We start from the raw sequence: 21,476 nt of genomic DNA, 5'->3' as shown, positions 1-21,476 counted from the left end.
GGACCCTGCACATGGCTGTAACCTCATCTGCCCCACCCCTCTTCCCGCGCAAGCTGGCCATCGCCCTGCTGGCGCTGCTGGCCTGCTCGTTCGCCGCCAACCACGTCGCCGCCCGCATCGCCTTCGATGACGGCACCGGCGTGCTGCTGGCGATTCTCTGCCGCTCGGGCATCACCTTCCTGGTGCTGGCCTGCCTGTTGCTGTGGCAACGCCAGGCCCTGGGCCTACCCAGCGGCACACGGCGCTGGCAACTGCTGCTGGGCCTGTTGATCGCCACCCAGAGCCTGTGCCTGTACTCGGCGGTGGCGCGCATTCCAGTGGCCCTGGCATTGCTGGTGGGCAACACCTTCCCGATGCTGCTGGCGCTGCTCACCTGGGCCTTGGGCGGCGCACGCCCCACCGGCCGCACCGTGCTGTTCATGGGGTTGATCCTCTGCGGCCTGGTGCTGGCGCTGGATGTGCCGGCGCGCCTGGCCGACGGCGGCGAGGCCAACCCGCACTGGGCGCTGGGCGTCAGCCTGGCCTTCGGCGCCGCCTGCGCATTTGCCTGCGGCCTGTGGGTAACCGACCACAAGCTGGCCGAGGTACGCGGCCCGGTGCGCAGCCTGCTGACCTTGCTGGTGGTGTTTAGCAGCATGCTGGTGGCCGGCGCCAGCGGGGTGATGCCGGCCGGGCTGTCGCCGCCTTCGAGCCCCGGCGGCTGGGCCGCATTGGCCTGCCTGGTGGTGCTGTACGGCGTGGCCTTCACCTTGTTGTTCGTCTGCGTACCGCGGCTGAACATGGCGCAAAACGCGCCGGTGATGAACGTCGAACCCATTGCCACCTTGCTGCTGGGCTGGGCCCTGCTCGACCAGCAGTTGGGTGGCCTGCAATTGCTCGGCGGCGCCGTGGTGGTGTGCGGCATCGTGCTGCTGACCTACCGCCGCGCCAGCTGACCCGCTTGTGACAAGGAGCCTTCGATGGCCGTGACCCTGCTGCACCTGCAAGACCACCTGACCCGCCTGAGCCTGGCCCCCGAGGTGGGCGCCAGCCTGGTCAACTGGACGGTGAAGGCCACCGGCCAGGCGCTGCTGCGCCACAGCGATGCACCAGCGCTGGCCGCCGGCACGCCGCGCCGGCTGGGCTGCTACCCGCTGGTGCCGTGGTCCAACCGTATTGCCGAGGGTGGCTTTGCCCGCCCCGAGGGCTGGCAGGCGCTGGCGCCAAACACCGACCATGACCCCTACCCCATCCACGGCAGCGCCTGGCAACAGGCCTGGCAGGTGGAACACCACACCGACCGACGCGCACGGCTGACCCTCGACAGTGACCTGCCGTTCGCCTATCGGGCGACGCTGGATATAGAGCTGCATGAGGGCTGCCTGAGCCTGGAGTTGCAGGTGAGCAACCAGGGCGAGGTGGCAAACTGGTTCGGCTTGGGGCTGCACCCGTACTTTCCGCGCCATGCCGAGACCCGGTTGCAGGCGGCGGCGCAGCATGTGTGGTTGGCGGATGACGGGCAGTTGCCGTCGCGCCAGGCAGCTTTGCCTGAAGATTGGCAGTTCGAGCGGATGGGGCCGTTGCCCAGCCGGCAGGTCGATCATGGGTTCGGTGGCTGGCCGGGCAGTTGCCTCATCGAACAGCCTGGTTATCGGCTGGCGTGCAGTGCCAGCGGCACCGAGCACTTTTTGCTGTTCTGCCCGGAGGGCAAGGACTTCTTCTGCTTCGAGCCGGTCAGCCACCCGGTCAATGCCCATCACCTGCCGGGGAGGCCGGGGTTGCGGTTGTTGCAGCCGGGGGAAGGGATGAGTTTGGGGTTCAAGGTTCAGTATCAGCCGATGTAACCGGGGCTGCTTTGCAGCCCATCGCGGGCAAGCCCGCTCCTACAGGGGCAGCGCAGGCCAGACGGCCATGCGATCCCTGTAGGAGCGGGCTTGCCCGCGATGGGGCCGGCACAGGCCACACAAGGCAGTTGCGCGAAACGCTCTGCGCTATGCCAGCACCTCGGAATTCACCGACACAGCCTGCTTGGCAGGCTCAGCCAACACCTCCCGCGCCACCTTCCACACCAGCACCGCAGCCACCACATCGAACACCGCCAGCACCACGAACAGCGGGCTGTAGCCGATTTGCGTCACCAGCACGCCAAACACCAGGGTGAACACCGCCGCCCCCAGGTAACCGCACATCCCGCCCATGCCGGTGGCTGTGGCCACCTGGTCCTTGCTGAACGAGTCCGAGGTGATCGAGTACAGCGCCCCCGACAGCGTCTGGTGGGCAAAGCCGCCGATGCACAGCAGCAAAATGGCGGTATAGGGGCTTTGCACCAGGCCGATGCAGGCAGGCCCGATCATGCAGCTGGCGCCGAACACCAGCACCATCTTGCGCGAGGTGAACAGCGACACCTTGAAGTAGCGGTGGAACAGCGGGCTCAGGTAGCCGCCCAGCACACAGCCGATGTCAGCGGCCAGGAACGGCAGCCAGGCGAACATCGCCACTTCCTTGATGTTCATGTGCCGCTCGGTCATCAGGTACAACGGTATCCAGGCATTGAAGGTCTGCCAGGCCGGCTCGGACAGAATCCGCGCCGAGGCGATGGCGTAGAAGTTGCGGGTCTTGAAGATACGCTTCCAGGCGCCCTTCTCGCGGGCCTGCTGCTTGAAGTGCGCTTCCTGGCCGGCAAGGATGTAGTCGCGCTCTTCATGGCTCAGGCGCTTCTGGTCCCGCGGGTGCTTGTACAGCAGCATCCACAGCAGGGTCCAGACAATGCCCGAAACGCCCACCAGCACGAACGCCAGCTGCCAGCCGCTGTGCAGGATCGCCCACACCACCAGCGGCGGCGCCAGCAAGGCACCGAGCGATGAGCCGATGTTGAACCAGCCGATAGCCACCGAACGTTCTTTGGCCGGGAACCATTCGGTGGTGGCCTTGACCCCGGCCGGCAGCCCCGCCGCCTCGGTCATGCCCAACAACCCGCGCACGAACGCCATGCTCTGCCAGCCTGTAGCCAGCGCCGCACCGGCACAGGCCACCGACCAGGCCATGGCAAACACCGCAAAGCCCAGCTTGGTGCCGATGAAGTCGATGAACCAGCCGGCAATCGGCTGCATCAGCGCGTAGCACACCTGCCAGGCGGCGACGATCTTGGCGTATTGCTCGGTACTGATGGAGAGGTCGCTCATCAAGGTGGGCGCGGCCACCGACAGCGTGTTGCGGGCGAGGTAGTTGACGACGAGCCCAGCCGTGACAAGGCTGACCATCCACCAACGGATGCCTTTGATCTTCATGGTTCACCTGGCTTTTGTTTTTAGAGGTGTGGTGATTGGCTCAAGGGCCGGCAGGGCCATTTGAGACAAATTGTTTCAAGCCAGAGAGTGCCATGTCATAGGTCGTCGTACAACTAAATCTTGCTTATCGGTTCGTTACAGCACTTCCAAGCCGTCCATACCAAGGTTGTACGATCACAACCTCTGTAGGAGCCGGCTCCTACAGAGTGGTTGGCATTCGATTAAACAAAAAAGCCCTCGGCAAGGCCGAGGGCTTGGGTGAACAGCGACAGGATTATTCGACCGTCACCGACTTCGCCAGGTTACGCGGCTGGTCCACGTCAGTGCCCTTGAGCACCGCCACGTAGTACGAAAGCAGCTGCAGCGGAATGGTGTACAGAATCGGCGTCAGGGCGTCGATGATGTGCGGCACCTTGATCACGTGGGTGCCTTCGCCATTGCTCATGCCAGCCTGTTCGTCGGCGAACACCACCAGCTCACCGCCACGGGCACGCACTTCCTGCAGGTTGGACTTGAGCTTTTCCAGCAGCTCGTTGTTCGGCGCCACGGTGACCACCGGCATGTCGCTGTCCACCAGGGCCAACGGGCCGTGCTTGAGCTCGCCGGCCGGGTAGGCTTCGGCGTGGATGTAGGAGATCTCCTTGAGCTTCAGCGCGCCTTCCATCGCCACCGGGTACTGGGCGCCACGGCCGAGGAACAGGGTGTGGTGCTTGTCGGCGAACAGCTCGGCGGTTTTCTCCACCACCTGGTCCATGGCCAGGGCTTCGCCCAGACGCGCTGGCAGGCGGCGCAGCTCTTCTACCAGCTCGGCCTCGACACCGGCTTCGAGGGTGCCACGCACCTGGCCCAAGGCCAGGGTCAGCAGCATCAGCGATACCAGCTGGGTGGTGAAGGCCTTGGTCGAAGCCACGCCGATTTCCGGGCCGGCCAGGGTCAGCAGGGTCAGGTCGGACTCGCGCACCAGCGAGCTGATGCCGACGTTGCAGATCGCCAGGCTGCCGAGGAAGCCCAGCTCCTTGGCGTTGCGCAGGGCGGCCAGGGTGTCGGCGGTTTCACCGGACTGCGAGATGGACACGAACAGGGTGTCTGGCTGCACCACCACCTTGCGGTAGCGGAACTCGCTGGCCACTTCGACCTGGCAAGGGATGCCGGCCAGGCTTTCCAGCCAGTAACGGGCAACCATGCCGGCGTGGTAGCTGGTACCACAGGCGACGATCTGCACGTTGCGCACCTTGGCGAACAACTCTGCAGCCTGCGGGCCGAAGGCCTGGACCATCACGTGGTCCTTGCCCAGGCGGCCTTCCAGGGTGCGCTGCACCACCGAGGGCTGCTCGTGGATTTCCTTGAGCATGAAGTGGCGGTACTGGCCCTTGTCGGCGGCTTCGGCGCCTTCGCTGTGCTGCACGGTCTCGCGCTGCACCGGCTTGCCGGCCTGGTCCCAGACCTGCACCTGGTCACGGCGGATTTCGGCGATATCGCCTTCTTCGAGGTACATGAAGCGGTCGGTGACCTGGCGCAGGGCCAGTTGGTCAGAGGCCAGGAAGTTCTCGCCCAGGCCCAGGCCGATCACCAGCGGGCTGCCACTGCGGGCTGCGACCAGGCGGTCGGGCTGGTTGGCGTTGATCACCGCCAGGCCGTAGGCGCCGTGCAGGCGCTTGACTGCGGCCTTGAGGGCTTCGGCCAGGTCCGGGGTGGTTTTGAGCAGGTGGTGCAGCAGGTGCACGATCACCTCGGTGTCGGTCTGCGAGGCGAACACGTAGCCCAGGCCCTTGAGCTCGTCACGCAGCTCTTCGTGGTTCTCGATGATGCCGTTGTGCACCACCGCCACTTCATGGCCAGAGAAATGCGGATGGGCGTTGCCTTCGGTCGGCGCACCGTGGGTGGCCCAACGGGTGTGGGCGATGCCCAGCTGGCCCACCAACGGGTCGGCGGTGACTGCGGCCTGCAGCTCGGCGACCTTGCCGATACGGCGGCGGCGTTCCAGGCCCTGCTGCGTCAGCACGGCCAGGCCGGCGCTGTCGTAGCCGCGGTATTCCAGGCGCTTGAGGCCTTCGATCAGAATGGCTGTGATGTTGCGTTCGGCAACGGCACCCACGATTCCACACATAAGATGTTGCTCCTAGCTGATAGCGGCGCAGATCAGGTTGATGCCGCGGGCTTGAATGCGGTCGCGTGCCTCCGTGGGCAGGCGATCATCGGTAATAAGGGTATTGACGCTGCCCCAGGGCAGCTCGAGGTTGGGGATCTTGCGCCCGACCTTGTCGGACTCGACCATCACGACCACCTCGCGGGCCACTTCGGCCATGACCCGGCTCAGGCCCAGCAGCTCGTTGAAAGTGGTGGTGCCACGCTCCAGGTCGATGCCGTCGGCACCGATGAACAGCTGGTCGAAATCATAAGAGCGCAGCACCTGCTCGGCCACTTGGCCCTGGAACGACTCCGAATGCGGGTCCCAAGTGCCGCCGGTCATCAACAGCACCGGCTCGTGCTCCTGCTCGCTGATGGCGCGGGCCACGTTGAGCGAGTTGGTCATCACCACCAGGCCAGGCTGGCGCCCCAGTTGCGGGATCATTGCCGCGGTGGTGCTGCCGCTGTCGATGATGATCCGGGCGTGCTCGCGTATGCGCTCAACGGCGGCCTTGGCGATGGCCTGCTTGTACAGCGACACCGGCTGCACGGCCTCGGCCAGCAGCTCCTGGGGCATGGTCACCGCGCCGCCGTAGCGACGCAGCAGCAGGCCGTTGGCCTCCAGGGCGGCGAGATCCTTGCGAATGGTCACTTCGGAAGTTTCGAAACGCTTGGCCAGGGCGTCGACGCTCACCTCGCCCTGTTCGTTGAGCAGGGTGAGAATATTGTGGCGGCGCTGGGGCGTGTTTCGTTTCGACATTTCGGCTTTAAGTTTCGATTCGAAAGATAAGTGGTGCAATCAAAACCTAAGGCCGCTGTTTAGTCAAGTGCTTGCCCTGTAGGGGCTGCGCTTTCGTGCAGGGAACTACTCTCGCAGATGCACCACGGTCCCTGTGGGAAGCGGCCTTGTGTCGCGATGGGGCGCGAAACGACCCCAAGGCCTCGGCCTCATGCAAAATTGCCGGGGCTGCTGCGCAGCCCATCGCGACACAAGGCCGGTTCCCACAGAGACCGTGTTAAATCAATGAGTTGTAGTTTGTTATATGAGAGCCGGCTTACCGGTGATTGGCGCCTGTGGACAAATAAAAAGGCCGGCTTATTCACATCAGCCGGCCTGTGCAAAAAGCGCTGTGGATAACTCAGCTCTTTTTGATTTTCTCTGGCCGCCTCCAGCCTTCGATGTTGCGCTGGCGGGCGCGAGCCACGCCCAACTGCCCGGCCGGCACCGCCTGGGTGATGGTCGAGCCCGCGGCAGTGGTGGCCCCGGCCTGGATTTCCACAGGCGCCACCAGCGAGTTGTTGGAGCCGATGAACACGTCCTCGCCCATGACGGTCTTGAACTTGTTGGCGCCATCGTAGTTGCAGGTGATGGTGCCGGCGCCGATGTTGCTGCGCGCGCCGATTTCGGCATCGCCCAGGTAGGTCAGGTGGCCGGCCTTGGCGCCTTCACCCAGGCGGGCGTTCTTCAGCTCGACGAAGTTACCCACATGGGCCTTGGCCTCCAGCACGCTGCCCGGGCGCAGGCGGGCAAACGGGCCGGCATCGCTGCCCTCGCCCATCACCGCGCCATCCAGGTGAGTGTTGGCCTTGATGATCGCGCCCTTGCGCAGGGTGCTGTCCTTGATCACGCAGTTCGGGCCGATCTGCACGTCGTCCTCGATGACCACCTTGCCTTCGAGAATCACGTTGATGTCGATCAGCACGTCGCGGCCAACGCTCACCTCGCCGCGCACATCGAAGCGTGCCGGGTCGCGCAGGGTGACGCCCTGGGCCATCAGGCGGCGGCCTTCGCGCAGCTGGTAGTGGCGTTCAAGCTCTGCCAGCTGGCGGCGGTCGTTGGCGCCCTGCACTTCCATGGCGTCATGGGGTTGCTCGGTGGCCACCACCAGGCCATCGGCCACGGCCATGGCGATCACGTCGGTGAGGTAGTACTCGCCCTGGGCATTGTTGTTGGACAGCCGGCCCATCCAGTCGGCCAGGCGCGCAGCGGGCATGGCGAGGATGCCGGTGTTGCCTTCCTTGATTGCCTTCTGCGCATCGTTGGCGTCTTTGTGCTCGACGATCGCCTGCACCTGGCCCTGGGCGTCACGCACAATACGGCCGTAGCCGGTCGGGTCATCAAGGTTCACCGTCAGCAGGCCGAGCTGGCTGGCGCTGACCTTGGTCAGCAGGCGCTGCAGGGTGTCCACCTCGATCAGCGGTACATCGCCATACAGCACCAGCACGGTGTCGGCGCTGATGGCCGGCAGGGCCTGGGCCACGGCGTGGCCGGTACCCAGTTGCTTGTCCTGCAGGACGAAGTTCAGGTCATCGGCAGCCAGGCGCTCGCGCACCAGCTCCGCGCCGTGGCCGATGACCACGTGGATACCCTTGGGCTGCAGCTGGCGGGCGCTGTGGATAACATGGCCAAGCATGGAATTGCCGGCCACCGGGTGCAGCACCTTGGGCAGCGCAGAACGCATGCGGGTGCCTTGGCCTGCGGCGAGAATGACGATATCGAGGGACATTGGCTGGCTACCGATCCTGGGCGGTCAGAGGTGACCGAAGAGGGGAAATTCAGAAAAAGAAAAAGGGTAGCCGAGGCTACCCTTTAACTCAATCGCAACGCAGGTGACCGGCCGTGGCCAGTTACTTGCCTCTGCGCATTTGCTGGACAGTACGCAGCTGAGCTGCGGCCTCGGCCAGACGTGCAGCAGCAGCGCTGTAGTCGAAGTCCGAGCCCTTGGTGTTCAGCGCGTTCTCAGCAGCCTTGAGGGCTTCCTGAGCTTGTGCTTCGTCCAGGTCGGCAGCACGTTGCACGGTGTCGGCAAGAACCTTGACCATGTTCGGCTGCACTTCGAGGAAGCCACCGGAGATGTAGAACACCTCTTGAGTGCCACCCTGCTTGGTCAGCGTGATCGGACCAGGCTTGAGATTGGTGATCAGTGGCGCGTGGCCCGGAGCGATACCAAGATCACCCAGGTTACCGTGCGCTACTACCATCTCGACCAGGCCGGAGAAGATCTCTCCTTCCGCGCTGACGATGTCGCAATGGACTGTCATAGCCATCTGCTTGCCTCAACCTGATTAGCGCCCCTTGCGGGGCGCCGGGATTACAGTTTCTTGGCTTTCTCGATCGCTTCGTCGATGCTGCCGACCATGTAGAACGCTTGTTCTGGCAGGTGGTCGTAGTCACCTTTGAGGATGCCGCTGAAGCCTGCGATGGTGTCCTTGAGCGAAACGTACTTGCCTGGCGAACCGGTGAAGACTTCGGCCACGAAGAACGGCTGCGACAGGAAGCGCTGGATCTTACGAGCGCGGGCTACCAGTTGCTTGTCGGTCTCGGACAGTTCGTCCATACCCAGGATGGCGATGATGTCTTTCAGCTCTTTGTAGCGCTGCAGAACATACTGAACGCCACGCGCGGTGTCGTAGTGCTCGTTGCCGATCACGTTCGGGTCCAGCTGGCGCGAAGTCGAGTCCAGTGGGTCGACCGCTGGGTAGATACCCAGGGAGGCGATGTCACGGGACAGAACGACGGTGGCGTCCAGGTGGGCGAAGGTAGTGGCTGGCGACGGGTCGGTCAGGTCGTCCGCAGGTACGTATACGGCCTGCACGGAGGTGATCGAGCCTTCTTTGGTCGAAGTGATGCGCTCTTGCAGAACGCCCATCTCTTCGGCCAGGGTCGGCTGGTAACCTACTGCCGAAGGCATACGGCCCAGCAGTGCGGATACTTCGGTACCGGCCAGGGTGTAACGATAGATGTTGTCGACGAACAGCAGAACGTCGTTACCTTCGTCACGGAACTTCTCAGCCATGGTCAGGCCGGTCAGCGCTACGCGCAGACGGTTTCCTGGTGGCTCGTTCATCTGACCGTAGACCAGCGCTACCTTGTCGAGAACGTTGGAGTCCTTCATCTCGTGGTAGAAGTCGTTACCCTCACGAGTACGCTCACCCACACCAGCGAACACGGAGTAACCGCTGTGTTCCATGGCGATGTTACGGATCAGTTCCATCATGTTTACGGTCTTGCCGACACCGGCACCACCGAACAGACCAACCTTACCACCCTTGGCGAACGGGCAAACCAGGTCGATAACCTTGATGCCGGTTTCCAGCAGGTCGTTGCCGCCTGCCTGGTCAGCGAACGAAGGCGCTGGCTGGTGGATACCGCGACGCTCTTCTTCGCCGATCGGGCCGGCTTCGTCGATCGGGTTGCCCAGTACGTCCATGATACGGCCGAGGGTGGCCTTACCAACAGGAACGGAAATGGCAGCGCCGGTATCGACGACATCCAGACCACGCTTCAGGCCTTCGGTCGAGCCCATCGCAATGGTACGAACCACGCCGTCGCCCAGCTGCTGCTGAACTTCCAGGGTGGTTTCCGCGCCTTGTACTTTCAGCGCGTTGTAAACACTCGGCACGACGTCACGTGGGAATTCCACGTCGATGACGGCGCCGATGATTTGAACGATACGTCCGCTACTCATAGCTGGATCCTCTGAATTTTTGAACCGTTAAACCGCGGCAGCGCCGCCGACGATTTCCGAGATCTCCTGGGTGATCGCAGCCTGACGCGCCTTGTTGTAGATCAATTGCAGCTCTTTGATCAAATCACCGGCGTTGTCTGTGGCGTTCTTCATGGCGATCATCCGGGCCGCTTGTTCAGCAGCGTTGTTCTCGACCACCGCCTGGTACACCTGCGACTCCACGTAACGCACCATCAAGCCGTCCAGCAGCTCTTTTGCGTCGGGTTCGTACAGGTAATCCCAGTGATGCTTGAGATCCTGATCCGGGGTTGCCACCAACGGTACCAATTGCTCTACCGTCGGTTTTTGGGTCATGGTGTTGATGAACTTGTTCGAAACCACCGAAAGGCGATCGATACGGCCGTCCAGGTAGGCGTCCAGCATCACTTTGACGGAGCCGATCAGATCGTTGATCGATGGCTCTTCGCCCAGGTGGCTGATCGCGGCTACGACGTTGCCGCCAAAGATGCGGAAGAAAGTCGCACCCTTGCTGCCGATCACGCACAGGTCGATTTCCACGCCCTGTTCGCGGTTTGCGCTCATGTCCTTGACCAGGGCCTTGAACAGGTTGGTATTCAAGCCACCGCACAGACCACGGTCACTGCTCACCACGATATAACCGGCGCGCTTTACAGGGCGCTCGATCATGAACGGGTGGCGGTATTCGGGGTTGGCGTTGGCCAGATGACCGATCACCTGGCGGATACGCTCCGCGTAAGGACGGCTAGCAGCCATGCGCATTTGTGCCTTGCGCATTTTGCTGACCGCCACTTTCTCCATGGCGCTGGTAATTTTTTGCGTGCTTTTGATGCTCGCAATCTTACTGCGAATCTCTTTTGCGCCTGCCATGTATCACCTATCAGGTTAGCAAGCGGGGGCCGGAGCCCCCGCTGCGGCTTACCAGGTCTGGGTGGCCTTGAACTTCTCGATACCGGCTTTCATGCCAGCGTCGATTTCGTCGTTGAAGTCACCCTTCACGTTGATCTTGGCCATCAGTTCGGCGTGATCACGGTTGAAGAAGGCGATCAGCGCTTGCTCGAAGCTGCCGACCTTGGAGACTTCTACGTCAGTCAGGAAACCACGCTCAGCGGCGTACAGCGACAGGGCCATGTCGGCGATCGACATTGGCGCGTACTGCTTCTGCTTCATCAGCTCGGTTACGCGCTGACCATGCTCCAGCTGCTTGCGGGTCGCTTCGTCCAGATCGGAAGCGAACTGGGCGAATGCTGCCAGTTCACGGTACTGAGCCAGAGCGGTACGGATACCACCGGACAGTTTCTTGATGATCTTGGTCTGAGCGGCACCACCAACGCGGGATACCGAAACACCGGCGTTCACTGCAGGGCGGATGCCCGAGTTGAACATGGCCGATTCCAGGAAGATCTGACCGTCGGTGATCGAGATCACGTTGGTCGGAACGAACGCGGAAACGTCGCCAGCCTGGGTTTCGATGATCGGCAGAGCGGTCAGGGAACCGGTTTTGCCGGTGACTGCGCCGTTGGTGAACTTCTCGACGTACTCTTCCGAAACGCGCGATGCACGCTCCAGCAGACGGGAGTGGAGATAGAACACGTCGCCTGGGTACGCTTCACGTCCTGGTGGACGGCGCAGCAGCAGGGAGATCTGACGGTAGGCAACGGCCTGCTTGGACAGGTCATCGTAAACGATCAGCGCGTCTTCACCGCGGTCACGGAAGAACTCGCCCATGGTGCAGCCGGCGTATGGCGCCAGGAACTGCAGTGCGGCGGATTCCGAAGCACTGGCAACGACCACGATGGTGTTGGCCAGGGCGCCGGCTTCTTCCAGCTTGCGAACGATGTTGGCAACGGTGGAACGCTTCTGGCCGACAGCAACATAAACACAGAAAATACCGGAGTCTTTCTGGTTGATGATGGCGTCGATGGCCATGGCGGTCTTGCCGATCTGACGGTCACCGATGATCAGCTCGCGCTGGCCACGGCCGACTGGGATCATGGCGTCGACGGACTTGTAGCCAGTCTGTACAGGCTGGTCTACCGACTTACGCCAGATCACGCCCGGGGCTACTTTTTCGACCGCGTCGGTCTGGGTGTTGCCCAGAGGACCTTTGCCGTCAATCGGGTTGCCCAGTGCGTCAACGACGCGACCCAGCAGTTCCTTACCAACCGGAACTTCCAGGATGCGGCCGGTGCACTTGGCGCTCATGCCTTCGGCGAGGGTGTCATAGGCACCCAGGATCACTGCACCTACGGAGTCTTGCTCCAGGTTCAGTGCCATGCCGAACACGCTGCCAGGGAACTCGATCATTTCGCCGTACATGACGTCGGCCAGACCGTGGATCCGCACGATACCGTCGGATACCGAAACAACGGTACCTTCGTTACGGGCTTGGGAGCCGACATCGAGGTTGTCGATGCGGCCCTTGATGATTTCACTAATTTCGGAAGGATTGAGTTGCTGCATTGCTCTGCTGCCCCTTCAAACTCAAGATTTCAATGCTTCGGCCAGTTTCGCGATCTTGCCGCGAACCGAGCCATCGATTACCAGGTCGCCGGCGCGGATGACGACGCCGCCGATCAGGCTGGCATCCTCCGACGCGTGCAGGCGCACTTCCTGGCCTAACCGTGCACTGAGAACCTTGGCGAGTTTGTCTTGCTGTTCTTGGTTCAACGCAAAAGCACTGGTGACTTCCACGTCCACGGATTTCTCTTGCTCGGCCTTGTACAGGTCGAACAGAGCGGCAATCTCCGGCAACAGCAGGAGACGGTCGTTTTCCGCGGCAACATGAATGAAATTCTGTGCCTGTGCATTGAACTTGTCACCGCACACTTCAATGAATGCGGCGGCCTTGTTTGCGCTAGTCAGTTGCGGGGCCTTGAGCAGGCGCTGCATGGTGTCGTCTTGCGACACCGCAGCAGCCAGGCCGAGCATGGCTGACCAATTGGCCAGTTGCTGATGGGCCTGGGCGTGCTCGAAGGCAGCCTTAGCGTAAGGTCGGGCCAACGTGGTCAGTTCTGCCATGATCGCCCTCGCTTAAATTTCAGCGGCCAGTTTGTTAACCAGCTCCGCATGCGCGTTTTGATCGATTGTGGCGCCAAGGATCTTTTCAGCACCGCCAACGGCCAGGGCACCCACTTGGGCACGCAGGGCGTCTTTGACGCTGTTCAGTTCCTGTTCGATCTCGGCTTGAGCCTGAGCCTTCACACGGTCAGCTTCGACGCGAGCCTGTTCACGGGCCTCGTCTACAAGCTGAGCAGCGCGCTTCTTGCTTTGCTCAATGATTTCGGCTGCCTGTGCTTTCGCTTCACGCAGTTGCTGACCCGCTTTCTCTTGGGCCAGCTCCAGGTCGCGAGCTGCGCGGTTGGCAGCGTCCAAGCCGTCTGCAATCTTCTTTTGGCGCTCTTGCAGGGCAGTGATGACCGGAGGCCATACATACTTCATGCAGAAGAGTACAAAAATCAGGAAGGCAACGGATTGGCCAATCAGGGTTGCATTAATGTTCACGCCAACACCTCGCTCGGTCTTTGGTTCATCACAGCTATCAACTCGTGGTTAACGAGTGATTAGCCGGCGATTTGACCAACGAACGGATTCGCGAAGGTGAAGAACAGAGCGATACCAACACCGATCATGGTTACGGCGTCGAGCAGACCGGCAACGATGAACATTTTAACCTGCAGCATTGGAACCATTTCTGGCTGGCGAGCAGCGCCTTCCAGGAACTTGCCGCCCAGCAGGCCGAAACCAATGGCGGTACCCAGAGCACCCAGGCCGATCAGCAGAGCAACAGCGATAGCGGTCAGACCAACTACAGTTTCCATCTTTCCTCCCGACTTTTACGTCGTATTGGTTAGGTTTTTAGTTTGAAGCGGTAAAACAAATCGTTTGGTACAGCATGCCCTTGCGGACTTTTTAAGCCCTCCCCCCGAGCAGGCGGGGAAGGCTATCAGACACGCCAGGCGGTCTTAATGGTTATCTTCGTGGGCCATCGACAGGTAGACGATGGTCAGCATCATGAAGATGAAAGCTTGCAGGGTGATGATCAGGATGTGGAACACAGCCCACGCCCACTGCAGCACCACACCCAGGCCGCTGAGCCAGAGGATGCCGGTACCGAACATCACGGCGATCAGGATGAACACCAGCTCGCCGGCGTACATGTTGCCGAACAGACGCAGTGCCAGCGAGATCGGCTTGGCGATCAGGGTGACGAATTCGAGCAGGAAGTTCACCGGGATCAGCAGGATCTGAACGAAGATGTTCTTGCTGCCGAACGGGTGCAGGGTCAGCTCGCCGATGAAGCCGCCGATGCCCTTGACCTTGATGCTGTAGAAGATGATCAGCGCGAACACGCTAAGGGCCATGCCCAGGGTGGCGTTCGGGTCGGTGGTCGATACCGCGCGGAACGGAATGTGCGGGTCACCGGAGATCAGGATGGCCAGCTGAGGAATCCAGTCGACCGGAACCAGGTCGATGGCGTTCATCAGGAAGACCCAGACGAAGATGGTCAGCGCCAGTGGGGCGATCACCGGGCTGCGGCCGTGGAAGGAGTCCTTCACGCTGCCGTGGACGAAGTCCACCAGCACTTCGACGAAGTTCTGCAGGGCACCGGGCTGGCCGGAAGTCGCCTTCTTGGCCGCCATGCGGAAGATGAACAGGAAGATCAGACCCAGCGCAACGGACCAGCCCAGGGTGTCCAGGTGGAACGCCCAGAAGCCCATTGCCTTGGCTTCTGCAGCCGAATGGGCCAAGCCCCAGCTGCCGTCTGGTAGTTGACCGTAGGTCAGGTTCTGCAAGTGGTGCTGGATATAACCCGAAGCGGTTTCTTCTGCCATGGTTGCCTCAAACGCCCTAAGGTCTCGAAAGTCTTTTATTCATCAGCAGGGGCGCGAACCAGCTGACCAAAAGGGTCAGCACGAAGACGCCGAATACTGCCAGCGGCGCCAGTGGCTTCACTCCTGCGAAGGTCAGTGCAAACAGCACTGCCGTCAAAATCATCTTGCCTGCCTCGCCTGCGTAGAACGACTTGACGATGGCCTGCGCCGCCCGGGCTCCGCTGAAGCGAAAAGCCTTCCAGGCGAAATACACATTGGGCAGCCAGCCGATCAGCCCTCCGCAGAGGCCTGAATATCCGCTGACCGCCCCTTTCCACTGCCACAACACCAAGGTTGCCAGCAGCAAAACAACAAATTGAGCCAGCAGTACCGGAAAAACCGCCCAGCGATGGAAAGGCAGGCGGTTTGGCGTGCGGATTTCCATCAAAACTGCTCCTCGAAAGTCGACCGCCTAGTCAGTTATGACTTGGCATAATTTGTGCCGACAAAATGCGCGCAGAGTATAGGGGTGGATTAACCCCTATTCAACTATCGGGTAGTGATTTCCGACTGCGCGCTACAACGGGAATTGTTTCAGCGGATGTGAGCAAGCACGCCTTGCAGCTCATCGAGGGAGTTGTAACGGATCACCAACTGGCCCTTGCCCTTGTTGCCATGGCGAATCTGTACTGCAGAGCCCAGGCGCTCTGCCAGCCGCTGTTCAAGGCGGGCGATGTCCGGATCAGGTTTGCTCGCTTCGACCGGCTCAGGTTTGCCGCTCAGCCACTGGCGCACCAGTGCCTCGGTTTGGCGCACGGTGAGGCCGCGTGCGACAACATGACGCGCCCCTTCCTCCTGCCGATCTTCCTCGAGGCCGAGCAAGGCACGGGCGTGGCCCATCTCCAGATCGCCGTGGGCGAGCATGGTCTTGATCGCCTCGGGCAGCGAGATCAGGCGCAGCAGGTTGGCCACGGTCACCCGCGACTTGCCGACGGCATCGGCCACTTGCTGCTGGGTAAGTTCGAACTCCTGCTGCAGGCGCTGCAGGGCCAGGGCCTCTTCCAGCGGGTTGAGGTCCTCGCGCTGGATGTTCTCGATCAGCGCCATGGCGATGGCCGCTTCGTCGGGCACCTCGCGGACCATGGCCGGGACGGTGTCCAGGCCGGCCTGCTGGGTGGCGCGCCAACGGCGTTCACCGGCGATGATCTCGTAGCGGTTGTCGCCGATCGGGCGCACGACGATCGGTTGCATGACGCCGTGGGTGCGGATCGAGTGCGCCAGTTCTTCGAGCGCCTGCGGGTCCATGTCGCGGCGTGGCTGGTACTTGCCGCGCTGGATCAGCTCCACCGGCAGCTGTTGCAGTTCTTTCTGGTCGATCTTGACCGCCTGCTCTTCGAGCGCGCTGACGGAAGGACCACTGAGCAGAGCATCCAACCCACGTCCGAGACCGCGTTTCTTGATGGCCATGCGGATTCCTTAAGTTGTTTGTGCAGTGCGTGATGGACGGCGCTGGCGACGCACCAGTTCCCCGGCCAGGGCCAGATAGGCCAGTGCACCGCGGGACTGCTTGTCGTAGGCCAGGGCCGGCATGCCGAAACTCGGCGCCTCGGCCAGGCGGATGTTGCGCGGGATCACCGTGTCGTACAGCTGCTCGCCGAAGTGCTCCTTGAGCTGCGCCGAAACATCGTTGTTCAGGCTCAGGCGCGGGTCGTACATGGTGCGCAGCAGGCCTTCGATCTTCAGCTCCGGGTTAAGCCGGGCAGCGATGCGCTTGATGTTATCCACAAGGTCGCTCAAACCCTCGAGTGCGTAGTACTCGCACTGCATGGGGATGATCACGCCATCGGAGGCGACCAGGGCGTTGAGCGTCAGCATCGACAGCGACGGCGGGCAGTCGATGAGGATGTAGTCGTAGTTCTCGCGGATCGGCGCCAGTGCGTTGCGCAGGCGGCTCTCCTTCATCTGCATTTCCAGCAGCACCACTTCGGCGGCGGTCAGGTCGCGGTTGGCCGGCAGCAGCTGGAAGTTGCCGTGTTCGGAGTACTGCATGGCCTGGGCCAGGTCGCATTCCCCGATCAACAGGTCGTACACCGAGTGCTCGAGCTCGTGTTTATCCACACCGCTGCCCATGGTGGCGTTGCCCTGTGGATCGAGGTCGATCAGCAGCACGCGACGCTTGGTCGCGGCCAGCGATGCGGCGAGATTGATACAGGTGGTGGTCTTGCCCACACCACCTTTCTGGTTCGCGATTGCGAATACCTTAGCCATTGTTGCGTGTGTTCCCAGTCATGCCTTGCGGCGCAGTATCAGCAGATGGCGCTGGCCCTGGCAACCTGGAACGGTCAGGGCCTGCTCGCTTTCCACTGTGAAGTCTGCGGGCAATGCTACCAGTTCGTCGGCAGGATGCAGCCCCTTCATTGCAAGCCATTGCGTACGGGCGTCACCCAGGTGGCGGGTCCAGTTGGTGAAATTCTCCATGCTGCTGAAGGCGCGGGAGATGATCCCGCAGAACGGCTGCTCGGGCTGCACCTCTTCGACCCGGCTGTGGATAACCGTGAGGTTGTCCAGTTTCAGCTCCATCTTCACCTGGGTCAGGAAGCGGGTCTTCTTGCCGTTGCTGTCGAGCACGGTCACTTGCTTGTGCGGGTGCAGGATGGCCAGGGGGATGCCCGGCATGCCGCCGCCGCTGCCGACATCCAGCCAACGCTGGGTGTCGCTGTGGATAAACGGCATGACGCTGAGGCTGTCGAGCAGGTGGCGCGAGACCATCTCGTCAGGGTCGCGCACGGCAGTCAGGTTGTAGGCCTTGTTCCATTTGATCAGCAGGGCCAGGTATCCCAGCAGCAGCTCGTGCTGCTGCGCGCTCAGCTCGACACCGAGCTGGCGCGCACCTGTGGACAACTCTTCGGCGTGTTGCGGGGTGACACTCAAGCGCTTTGCTCCAATTCGCGGCCTGCGCCGCGTTTTTTCAAGTGAATCAGCAGCAGCGAGATCGCCGCTGGCGTTACGCCGGGAATACGCGAAGCCTGGCCGAGGGTCTCGGGGCGGGTTTGCTCGAGCTTGCCCTGGATCTCCTTGGACAGCCCGGAAATCGTCGTGTAGTCGATATCCACAGGCAGGCGGGTGTCTTCGCTGGCGCGCAAGCGGGCGATTTCTTCCTGCTGGCGGTCGATGTAGCCGGCGTACTTGGTCTTGATCTCGACCTGTTCGGCCACTTGCGGGTCGATCACTTCGCCGCCGGTCGCCTCGATCAGCCCAGCGTAGTCGACTTCCGGGCGGGCCAGCAGGTTGAGCAGGCTGTATTCGTGGGCCAGCGGCGTGCCGAACTTATCCACAATGGCCTGGCCTTGCGCGGTGTTCGGGCGCACCCAGGTGCTTTTCAGGCGCTGCTCTTCGCGCTCGATGCCCTCGCGCTTGGTGCAAAACGCCGCCCAGCGCTCGTCGTCGATCAGGCCCAGCTCGCGGCCCTTCTCAGTCAGGCGCAGGTCGGCGTTGTCCTCGCGCAGGATCAGCCGGTATTCGGCGCGCGAGGTGAACATGCGGTACGGCTCCTGGGTGCCCAGGGTGATCAGGTCGTCCACCAGCACGCCGATGTACGCCTCGTCGCGGCGCGGGCACCAGCTTTCGCGGCCCTGGGCGCGCAATGCTGCGTTGGTGCCGGCCAAAAGGCCCTGTGCGCCGGCTTCTTCGTAGCCGGTGGTGCCGTTGATCTGGCCGGCGAAGAACAGGCCGCCGATGACCTTGGTCTCGAGGCTGTACTTAAGGTCGCGCGGGTCGAAGTAGTCGTATTCGATGGCGTAACCCGGGCGCACGATGTGGGCGTTTTCCAGGCCGCGCATCGAGCGCACGATCTCAAGCTGCACGTCGAACGGCAGCGAGGTCGAGATACCGTTGGGGTATAGCTCGTGGGTGGTCAGGCCTTCCGGCTCGATGAACACCTGATGGCTTTCCTTGTCGGCAAAGCGGTGGATCTTGTCTTCGATCGACGGGCAGTAACGCGGGCCAACGCCTTCGATCACGCCCGAGTACATCGGCGAGCGGTCCAGGTTCGAGGCAATGATTTCGTGGGTGCGCGCGTTGGTGTGGGTGATCCAGCAGCTCACCTGGCGCGGGTGCATCTGGGCGTTGCCCATGAACGACATCACCGGGATCGGCGTGTCACCCGGTTGCTCGCTCATCACCGAGAAGTCTACCGAGCGGCCATCGATACGCGGCGGGGTGCCGGTTTTCAGCCGACCGACGCGCAGCGGCAGTTCACGCATGCGGTTGGCCAGGGCATTGGCGGGCGGGTCGCCGGCGCGGCCACCGGAGTAGTTCTGCAGGCCGATGTGGATAAGCCCGCCGAGGAAGGTGCCGCTGGTCAGTACCACCGAGTCGGCGAGAAAGCGCAGGCCCATTTGCGTGACCACGCCCTTGACCTGGTCCTGCTCGACGATCAGGTCGTCGCAGGACTGCTGGAATATCCACAGGTTCGGCTGGTTTTCCAGGATTTCACGCACTACTGCCTTGTAGATGGCGCGGTCGGCCTGTGCGCGGGTGGCGCGCACTGCCGGGCCCTTGCGGTTGTTAAGAATGCGGAACTGGATGCCGCTCTTGTCGGTGGCCAGCGCCATGGCGCCACCGAGCGCATCGATTTCCTTGACCAGGTGGCTCTTGCCGATGCCACCGATGGCCGGGTTGCAGCTCATGTGACCGAGGGTTTCCACGTTATGGGTCAGCAGCAGGGTTTTCGCACCCATGCGTGCAGACGCAAGCGCAGCCTCGGTACCGGCATGGCCGCCGCCGATGACGATCACTTCAAAACGGGAAGGGAAATCCACCACGCACCTCGTGCCTGTTTTTGCGAATAGAGAAGGTAAGCGGACAAGTATAGGGACTTAGCCCCCTTCAAAGAAACCTTCTGAGCAAAATTTGACCAGTCTGTGGATGAATGGCCGGCAAAAGTAAACAAAGAGAAAAAATACATAAAAGCTTTGTTTTTATGTTTATGTTTAAGGACCTATCCACATGTGGATAAGTACCTTTAGCCCAGTATTGGCAATGCCTACAGGATTTCATAACCCTGTGCCGTAAGGGGGTTGAGGGGTATGGATAACAGCGTTTAACCTGTGGATGAAAGTACCTGTTACCCACAGGCGAGGTTCTCCTCAGAAAAAAAGCCCGGTTATCAACGGAGCTGATGGCTAGTTTTCCACAGAGCTCACGCGCCCGTGCTCCAGCCTGTGGATGAAGCTGCAGGCTTGCCTGCGATAGGGCCAGCACAGGCAAACTTTTCTGCAGACGAAAAAAAACCGCCCCATCAGGAGCGGTTCCGTTCAGAACTGCTTTGCCGTCACTTGCCGATACAGAAGCTCGAGAAAATCCGCCCCAGCAGGTCATCCGAGCTGAATGCCCCGGTGATTTCCCCCAACGCCTGCTGCGCCTGGCGCAAATCCTCAGCCAGCAGCTCCCCAGCCCCTGCCAAGGTCAACTGCGCCCGCCCGTGCTCCAGGTGCTCACTGGCATGGCGCAACGCCTCCAAGTGCCGCCGGCGCGCACTGAAACTGCTCTCGGCGGTCTGTCCATAACCCATGCAGGCCTTCAGGTGATCGCGCAACAGGTCCAGGCCCTGGTCGCTGTCGCGGGCACTTAAGGTGATGGTCACATGACCGTCTTCGCTCTCCTGCAACCCGACCACCTCGCCACTGAGGTCTGCCTTGTTGCGGATCAGCGTGACTTTGGCAGGATCCGGCCGTTGGTCGAGAAATTCCGGCCACAGGGCAAACGGGTCACTGGCTTCAGGCGCGGTGGAGTCCACCACCAGCAACACCCGGTCAGCCTCGCCGATGGCCTTCAGCGCGCGTTCCACACCGATCTTTTCCACATGGTCGTCGGTATCGCGCAGGCCGGCGGTATCCACCACGTGCAGCGGCATGCCGTCGATGTGGATATGTTCACGCAGGATGTCCCGGGTGGTACCGGCGATATCGGTAACGATCGCCGCCTCACGGCCGGCCAGCTGGTTGAGCAGGCTGGATTTGCCGGCATTCGGACGGCCGGCAATCACCACAGTCATGCCATCGCGCAGCAAGGCGCCCTGCCCGGCTTCACGTTGCACTGTGGACAAGTCCTCACGCACCGCATCGAGCATGCCCAGCACATGGCCGTCGGCAAGGAAGTCGATCTCTTCTTCCGGGAAGTCGATGGCCGCCTCGACGTAGATGCGCAGTGCAATCAACGCTTCGGTAAGGTTATGCACACGCTTGGAGAACGCCCCCTGCAGCGAGCGCAGGGCGTTGCGTGCGGCTTGTGTGGAGCTGGCTTCGATCAGGTCGGCGATGGCTTCGGCCTGGGCCAGGTCGAGCTTGTCGTTGAGGAACGCGCGTTCGCTGAACTCCCCAGGGCGTGCCAGGCGGCAACCCAGCTGCAGGCAACGCTGCAGCAGCATGTCCATCACCACCGGGCCACCGTGGCCCTGCAGTTCCAGCACATCTTCGCCGGTGAACGAGTTCGGCCCGGGGAAGAACAGCGCGATGCCTTCGTCCAGCACCAGGCCTTCGGCGTCGCGGAATGGGCCGTAGTGGGCGTGGCGCGGGGTCAGGTTGCGGCCGGTGATGGCAAGGCCGGCCTGGTTGGCCAGCGCCCCCGACAAACGGACGATACCCACACCGCCGCGGCCCTGGGCGGTGGCGATGGCGGCGATGGTTTCACGCACAGTGTTCATGCTCGAAGCCTCTAAACAAATACGACAGATAGCAAAAACGCCCCACGAGGGGGCGTTTTATTCACAGGCTAGACGATCA

Annotated in this window: 20 protein-coding genes; 2 read left to right on the top strand and 18 right to left on the bottom strand. The window is 62.0% G+C overall.

Annotated elements, in window-relative coordinates:
* The first annotated feature begins 11 nt into the window (after positions 1–11).
* Together KSS93_RS02090 and KSS93_RS02085 are read left to right on the top strand one after the other, a co-directional pair.
* A complete protein-coding gene (locus KSS93_RS02090; RefSeq protein WP_217886954.1) occupies positions 12–935 on the top strand; it encodes an EamA family transporter in 924 nt (307 codons plus the stop codon).
* 24 nt (positions 936–959) lie between these two features.
* The gene (locus KSS93_RS02085) at positions 960–1,823 is read left to right on the top strand and encodes an aldose 1-epimerase (RefSeq protein ID WP_217886953.1); all 864 of its coding nucleotides are present in this window, start codon (positions 960–962) and stop codon (positions 1,821–1,823) included.
* 147 nt (positions 1,824–1,970) lie between these two features.
* On the opposite strand, the gene KSS93_RS02080 is transcribed toward KSS93_RS02085, so the two are convergent.
* The 18 genes from KSS93_RS02080 to mnmE form a co-directional block, all read right to left on the bottom strand.
* The gene (locus KSS93_RS02080) at positions 1,971–3,266 is read right to left on the bottom strand and encodes an MFS transporter (RefSeq protein WP_217886952.1); all 1,296 of its coding nucleotides are present in this window, start codon (positions 3,264–3,266) and stop codon (positions 1,971–1,973) included.
* Between the two features lie 274 nt (positions 3,267–3,540).
* Positions 3,541–5,373, bottom strand: a complete 1,833-nt coding sequence (gene glmS / locus KSS93_RS02075; RefSeq protein WP_217886951.1) for a glutamine--fructose-6-phosphate transaminase (isomerizing) — start codon at positions 5,371–5,373, stop codon at positions 3,541–3,543.
* 12 nt (positions 5,374–5,385) lie between these two features.
* Positions 5,386–6,153, bottom strand: coding sequence for a DeoR/GlpR family DNA-binding transcription regulator (locus tag KSS93_RS02070; RefSeq protein WP_217886950.1), 768 nt, complete (start codon positions 6,151–6,153; stop codon positions 5,386–5,388).
* 379 nt (positions 6,154–6,532) lie between these two features.
* On the bottom strand, positions 6,533–7,900 hold the full coding sequence (gene glmU / locus KSS93_RS02065) for a bifunctional UDP-N-acetylglucosamine diphosphorylase/glucosamine-1-phosphate N-acetyltransferase GlmU (RefSeq protein ID WP_217886949.1): 1,368 nt from the start codon (positions 7,898–7,900) through the stop codon (positions 6,533–6,535).
* 121 nt (positions 7,901–8,021) lie between these two features.
* Positions 8,022–8,441 carry a F0F1 ATP synthase subunit epsilon gene (locus KSS93_RS02060; protein WP_217841068.1) on the bottom strand — a complete coding sequence of 140 codons (420 nt, stop codon included), beginning with the start codon at positions 8,439–8,441 and terminating at the stop codon, positions 8,022–8,024.
* Positions 8,442–8,485: 44 nt separating this feature from the next.
* Positions 8,486–9,862: a F0F1 ATP synthase subunit beta gene (atpD, locus tag KSS93_RS02055; protein WP_016489910.1), complete on the bottom strand. Its 1,377-nt coding sequence runs from the start codon at positions 9,860–9,862 to the stop codon at positions 8,486–8,488.
* Between the two features lie 27 nt (positions 9,863–9,889).
* Positions 9,890–10,750 carry a F0F1 ATP synthase subunit gamma gene (atpG, locus tag KSS93_RS02050; protein ID WP_003253195.1) on the bottom strand — a complete coding sequence of 287 codons (861 nt, stop codon included), beginning with the start codon at positions 10,748–10,750 and terminating at the stop codon, positions 9,890–9,892.
* Between the two features lie 48 nt (positions 10,751–10,798).
* The gene (atpA, locus tag KSS93_RS02045) at positions 10,799–12,343 is read right to left on the bottom strand and encodes a F0F1 ATP synthase subunit alpha (RefSeq protein ID WP_217841069.1); all 1,545 of its coding nucleotides are present in this window, start codon (positions 12,341–12,343) and stop codon (positions 10,799–10,801) included.
* Positions 12,344–12,364: 21 nt separating this feature from the next.
* Complete coding sequence (locus tag KSS93_RS02040) at positions 12,365–12,901, bottom strand: F0F1 ATP synthase subunit delta (RefSeq protein WP_217841070.1); 537 nt, start codon at positions 12,899–12,901, stop codon at positions 12,365–12,367.
* A gap of 12 nt (positions 12,902–12,913) precedes the next feature.
* On the bottom strand, positions 12,914–13,384 hold the full coding sequence (locus KSS93_RS02035) for a F0F1 ATP synthase subunit B (RefSeq protein ID WP_217841071.1): 471 nt from the start codon (positions 13,382–13,384) through the stop codon (positions 12,914–12,916).
* A 59-nt stretch (positions 13,385–13,443) separates the two neighbouring features.
* On the bottom strand, positions 13,444–13,701 hold the full coding sequence (atpE, locus tag KSS93_RS02030) for a F0F1 ATP synthase subunit C (RefSeq protein WP_003097235.1): 258 nt from the start codon (positions 13,699–13,701) through the stop codon (positions 13,444–13,446).
* Positions 13,702–13,845: 144 nt separating this feature from the next.
* Positions 13,846–14,715, bottom strand: coding sequence for a F0F1 ATP synthase subunit A (gene atpB, locus KSS93_RS02025; protein ID WP_217841072.1), 870 nt, complete (start codon positions 14,713–14,715; stop codon positions 13,846–13,848).
* A gap of 16 nt (positions 14,716–14,731) precedes the next feature.
* Positions 14,732–15,139, bottom strand: coding sequence for a F0F1 ATP synthase subunit I (locus tag KSS93_RS02020; protein ID WP_217841073.1), 408 nt, complete (start codon positions 15,137–15,139; stop codon positions 14,732–14,734).
* A 149-nt stretch (positions 15,140–15,288) separates the two neighbouring features.
* Positions 15,289–16,161 carry a ParB/RepB/Spo0J family partition protein gene (locus KSS93_RS02015; RefSeq protein WP_217886948.1) on the bottom strand — a complete coding sequence of 291 codons (873 nt, stop codon included), beginning with the start codon at positions 16,159–16,161 and terminating at the stop codon, positions 15,289–15,291.
* Positions 16,162–16,170: 9 nt separating this feature from the next.
* On the bottom strand, positions 16,171–16,962 hold the full coding sequence (locus tag KSS93_RS02010; RefSeq protein ID WP_217841075.1) for a ParA family protein: 792 nt from the start codon (positions 16,960–16,962) through the stop codon (positions 16,171–16,173).
* A gap of 18 nt (positions 16,963–16,980) precedes the next feature.
* Positions 16,981–17,625: a 16S rRNA (guanine(527)-N(7))-methyltransferase RsmG gene (rsmG, locus tag KSS93_RS02005; protein WP_217886947.1), complete on the bottom strand. Its 645-nt coding sequence runs from the start codon at positions 17,623–17,625 to the stop codon at positions 16,981–16,983.
* Positions 17,622–19,514, bottom strand: coding sequence for a tRNA uridine-5-carboxymethylaminomethyl(34) synthesis enzyme MnmG (gene mnmG, locus KSS93_RS02000; RefSeq protein WP_217841076.1), 1,893 nt, complete (start codon positions 19,512–19,514; stop codon positions 17,622–17,624). The genes rsmG and mnmG overlap by 4 nt, the downstream gene beginning before the upstream one ends.
* A gap of 512 nt (positions 19,515–20,026) precedes the next feature.
* Positions 20,027–21,397: a tRNA uridine-5-carboxymethylaminomethyl(34) synthesis GTPase MnmE gene (gene mnmE, locus KSS93_RS01995; protein ID WP_217886946.1), complete on the bottom strand. Its 1,371-nt coding sequence runs from the start codon at positions 21,395–21,397 to the stop codon at positions 20,027–20,029.
* Positions 21,398–21,476: the final 79 nt, after the last annotated feature.

Source organism: Pseudomonas xanthosomatis (genome assembly GCF_019139835.1).
GTDB lineage: Bacteria > Pseudomonadota > Gammaproteobacteria > Pseudomonadales > Pseudomonadaceae > Aquipseudomonas > Aquipseudomonas fakonensis.
Note: the sequence above shows the minus strand (reverse complement) of the source record. Positions and strands in the feature narration are given on the sequence as shown.